Genomic DNA, 1090 nt, shown 5'->3' with positions numbered 1-1090 from the left:
CGGCGCCTGGCGCGCGCCGGAGGCGACCCGCACGACGCTGCTGCAGGATGCGGCGACCGGCGTCCCCGTCGCGCGCGTGGGCGATGCGCCCGATGCGGCAGCCGCCGTCGACTACGCCCGCACGGTCGGGCAGGCCTCGCTCGGCGAATTGCCGTTCCACCGCCGCGCGCTCATCTTGAAGGCGCTCGCGCAGGCGCTGACCGCCGCGAAGGACGATCTGTACGCGATCAGCGCGCAGACCGGCGCCACCCCTCGCGACAGCATGGTCGACGTCGACGGCGGCATCGGCGTGCTCTTCACGTACGGCTCGAAGGGCCGCCGTGAGCTGCCGAACACGACGACACTCGTGGACGGGGCGCCCGAGAATCTGTCGCGCGACGGCGGCTTCGGCGGTCAGCACGTGTGGACGCGTCTCCCGGGCGTCGCCTTCCAGGTGAACGCGTTCAACTTCCCCGTGTGGGGCATGCTCGAGAAGTTCGCCCCGGCGTTTCTCGCCGGCGTGCCGTCGATCGTCAAGCCCGCAACGCCGACCGCGTACCTGACCGCGGCGGCCGTCCGCGTGATGGTCGACTCGGGCCTGCTCCCCGACGGTTCGCTGCAGCTGGTGGTGGGGTCGGCGCATGGCTTCCTCGACCTGCTCGACGCGCGCGACGCCGTGGGGTTCACCGGCTCAGCATCGACCGGGCGCATGCTGCGCCGCGACGACGCCGTGGTGGTGCGCGGGGTCAGCCTCACGACAGAGGCCGACTCGGTCAACGCCGCGATCCTCGGCCCCGACGCGACCGTCGGCACGCCGGAGTTCGATGCATTCGTGGCCTCGGTCGTCACCGAGGTCACGGCCAAAGCCGGGCAGAAGTGCACCGCGATCCGGCGCGCCATCGTGCCCGAGGCATCCGTCGACGACGTCATCGAGGCGGTGCGCGCGCGGCTCGCGGCGAAGGTCGTGCTCGGCGACCCGCACGCCGAGGGTGTCACGATGGGTCCGCTCGCGAGCCTCGCGCAGCGCGACGAGACGATCGCGCGCGTGCGCGACCTCGTGGCGGGCGGCGGCGAGATCGTGATCGGCTCGCTCGACGAACCCGAGGTGGCG

1 protein-coding gene is annotated in these 1090 nt (G+C 72.8%); it reads left to right on the top strand.

Annotated features, from left to right (window positions below):
* On the top strand, positions 1 to 1090 hold a 1090-nt coding region (locus EIO58_RS18435; RefSeq protein ID WP_127820607.1), incomplete at both ends, for an aldehyde dehydrogenase family protein.

Source organism: Microbacterium sp. CPCC 204701, assembly GCF_004010105.1.
Lineage (GTDB): Bacteria > Actinomycetota > Actinomycetes > Actinomycetales > Microbacteriaceae > Microbacterium.
The sequence above is the reverse complement of the archived record's forward strand: the minus strand, read 5'-3'. Positions and strand labels throughout refer to the sequence as shown.